Source organism: Marinomonas sp. IMCC 4694 (assembly GCF_008122525.1).
In the GTDB taxonomy this organism is placed as follows: domain Bacteria; phylum Pseudomonadota; class Gammaproteobacteria; order Pseudomonadales; family Marinomonadaceae; genus Marinomonas.
In genome coordinates this window covers 1-3,427 of sequence record NZ_VSRV01000004.1, presented here as the reverse complement: position 1 = coordinate 3,427, position 3,427 = coordinate 1, and the positions used below count along the sequence as shown (strand labels likewise).

At 47.4% G+C, this 3,427-nt stretch carries 2 protein-coding genes; both read right to left on the bottom strand.

The genetic code is table 11. The annotated features are described in order from the left end of the window. Positions 1–517 (bottom strand): Wzz/FepE/Etk N-terminal domain-containing protein (locus FXV75_RS16285; protein WP_262368621.1); only part of this gene is annotated, 517 nt, incomplete at its 3' end. A gap of 83 nt (positions 518–600) precedes the next feature. Then, positions 601–3,204, bottom strand: a complete 2,604-nt coding sequence (locus FXV75_RS16280) for an SLBB domain-containing protein (protein ID WP_148835508.1) — start codon at positions 3,202–3,204, stop codon at positions 601–603. Between the last annotated feature and the right edge of the window lie 223 nt (positions 3,205–3,427).

The window sequence follows — 3,427 nt, the reverse complement described above, 5'->3', positions numbered from 1 at the left end:
CTTTGTAAGCTTGCCAGTCACTTGGTTCGGCTGTTTTGCCTGGCTTCACTTCCTGCACCCACTTCAAACTTTGTGTGTCGTAGACTTTTTCATTAATCAGGAGCGTGTCCGTTGCTTCGTTCCATTTAGTACCCGCCATGAGTGGTACGAGTAGGTCATGCTTGGTAATAAAGGTATTTAGAAATTGGCGTGATTGTAATATGGCTAATGCAGTAGCTTTGCCGTCTGTCCCACCGCCGCCTAAGTTGATACCCGCTAATGAAGCAAGGCCGCCGAATTGCGAGGCCATGGCAGCTAAACCACCCGATTTGCTGTCGTTAGCTGAGGCCAAGATGGCTTCGGCTTTGTAGGTGTTGGGCTGAGATAAGGCGTATAAAACACCCCCTACTGACAACAAAGTTGTCAGCAATAAGATGGTCCACTTGCCTTTCCAGAGCGCAATAAAAAGTTCTTTTAAGTCTATTTCGTCGTCTTGTTGTTGGTAATGTGGTGACGCTAGTTGGTAGTTCTCGTTCATTGGTAGTTCTCATTCATTGTCATTTTTCGCTTTTTTTCTCGGCATGGGTCATATTAACAGAGCGATCTGTGCTGATGGTGTCATCAGTTTTTAATCGCACTCCAGGCTACGCCCATTTGATAGAGTATCTGGGTTGCTGTCGATAAAGTACTTAGGCCATCGAGGTAGTCGGTATTAATCGGGACGATGATAGTGTCTCCGGGCTCAAGGGGCTGATAATTACGACTAAACCAAAAGGAATTATTAGGGAGCTCTACAGAGCCATTGGATTTAACAATATAAATACGCCCAGTGTCAGCTTGACGTTTTGTGCCACCCGCTGAAGCGATGTAATCTTCTACAGTTAGGTTTGGTTGAAAAGTATGGTTTGAAGAAAACTGCACCTCTCCCACGATGCTAACTACGGGATTTAACGCAGGTACATACAGTTTATCGTCTTTTTCTAACATGAGATTGGCGAGATTTTCGTTTGCCATAGCGGCATTAATATCGACCACCAGGCGTCCTATCGGTTGGGCATTGTCAAGCTGGTCCACTATAGCAATCGCTTGCGTTGGGTCTGTCGTGTAAGACGCTGCCGCGTTTTGTCGGCGCAGCGCCAAGCTGCTGATCTCTTGTTTTAACTGGGCATTAAGAAACCTCAGGCGCTCTGCTTCTTGGCGCTTGAGGCGCTCTCGGCTGAAAACAGCACCGTCAAGATAGGCAAATTCAGTAAATCCACCGGCACGCAAGATGACATCTTTTAAAGTCTCACCGCGTTTAAAGGTGTAAACACCGGGAAACATGAATTCACCTTGTAATTCCACCACCATGCCTTCTTGCCAGCCTGGTTGTGATTTAATGATAAGCGTGTCTTGGGCCGCTAATTTAATCGGTGCGCTTCCGTTAATAGCGTCTTGTAATGAAAAATTGATGCGATCAAGTGTCGAACGGTCACTTTGGGTCACACGGCGGGTTAGTTCAGCAGACGCCAGGTAAGCCTGCTCTGTTAAACCTCCTGCGGCCGCCAACAAAGTAGAGACCGTGGTGTTGTTAGCAAGTGGATAGACTCCTGGGAATTTGACGGCACCGGAGATTTCTATCAGCTTCGCGGTACGACCATAACCCGCTTGCTCTTTTAGGCGCTCTATAATCGGCCTTAATAAGGCCTCACGGCTGGCTTTGCGCAGCTCTGTAGCATTGGTCGTGCGCTCTGTGCCCGCAATGGCCAAAGGAGCCGGTTCACTGGTTTCGACTACGGCCCCTGTTTCTGTGTCTAGTATTTCTTGCGTGACCGGCTGCGAAGTAGAAGCAGATTGCGCCTTGCCGTTTGTATAAGAACCAAACCAGTAATCTTGGGCTAAGCCGTTATCAAAAACAAAGATTTGATCTTTTTCTTGCAATAATAAATTTGCCGGTGACGCTGGCGCCTTAAGGGCCTCTAATAAGCTGAATTGATAGACTTCAATGTCTTGATTGGCGTTTATTTCACGCACTAATAAAGCATAGTTTAAATCGGCGGTTTGTTTTAAACCGTCTTCAATCGAGCCAATCACATCGTTAATTTTCATGCCGAGCTGGAAGTTCGTTGCGCCTTGTCTGACGACTTCGCCTCGAACTGCGATAATGTTCTTTAAAGTCATAGAGGCCGTCGTTACGGTCACTTCATCGCCATTTTTTACCACAAAGGCTCGGCCTTGAGGTGTGGCTAAATCCAGTGAAGTCAGCTCAACACCCGCCTCACTGATTCTGCGCACATTGACTTTCGACAAATACGCCTGTGGTTTGGCGCCACCCGCTAACGACAGCAGCTGAGCCAATGAGGTTTGGCCATTCATTTCATAAACTGCAGGACGTGCGACTTGCCCCTCTATGGTCACTTGATTATCGCGCAACGGGATCAGCAAGGTATCGCCAGCCAATAAGCGGATGTCTTTGCGGGTGTCACCCTTGATCAGTAAATCGTAGAGATCAAAAACAGAGACGACCTCACCTTTACGCATAAGTTTAATATGGCGCAAGCTACCGCTTTGTTTTACGCCGCCACTGGCGATGAGGGCCTGAGTGATGGTGGTGAGACCATTCACGTTGTAGGCACCGGGTTGCACGGCTTCACCAACAATGTAAATTTGCATGGTTCGCATGGCGCCCATAGACACTGACACGTCTACGCCGATGGTTTTTTTCTTGATGACGTTGATCAACTGCTCTCTTAATTGACCAAAAGTTTGCCCCGCTACGGCCACAGGGCCAATATCAGGCAGATTGATCGCCCCTTCGCGATCGATAGTAAGCAAGAGAGTCTGGCTGGTTTTACCAAAAGTTTGCAGGCTAATAACATCTCCAGGACCCACTTGATAGTCCAAAGGAACCGGCAAGTCATCCACCACGGTGAGGCCTAAACTGTTGTTGTTAAACACATCGTAGCCAAACTGAGGAAAAGGACTAGCGGTGTGGACCGGGGGCACCGTAATGGTGGATTTTTTGGCGGTTGGTTCTAATACCGGTGCTTGGGCGGCCTCAACTACAACGTTGCTCCCTGCTCCCGTTAGCGTACTTAAATCGACGCCATATTGACGGGCTAGAGCCTCTTGTTGCGCTTTAGGTAGACTTTGGAATTGACTAATTTGAGCCGCTGACGGCGTAAAGGCAAAGACATTGCCGGTTATCATCATCAATGTGGTTATCAGTATTTTGTTCATTCGCATGCTGTAGGTTCTATCGTCAATTCAAAAAAATATTTCAAGCGTTTGGGGGAATAACAGACTAAAAGCGGAACTCATAATCGACCCATATATTACGCTTATTAGTGTCACGTTCTGATGTCACAAAACCCGTTCCAAAACCTACTCTACCTGACAATGCAGGCAACCTGTAAGTTAACTTACTTGCCGTAGTACGGTCATTATCAAGCGTTGATTTTTGGTAACT

Coding starts and splice junctions, on each gene's coding strand:
- FXV75_RS16280 (WP_148835508.1), bottom strand. CDS start 3,204: ATGCGAATGAACAAAATACTGATAACCACATTGATGATGATAACCGGC.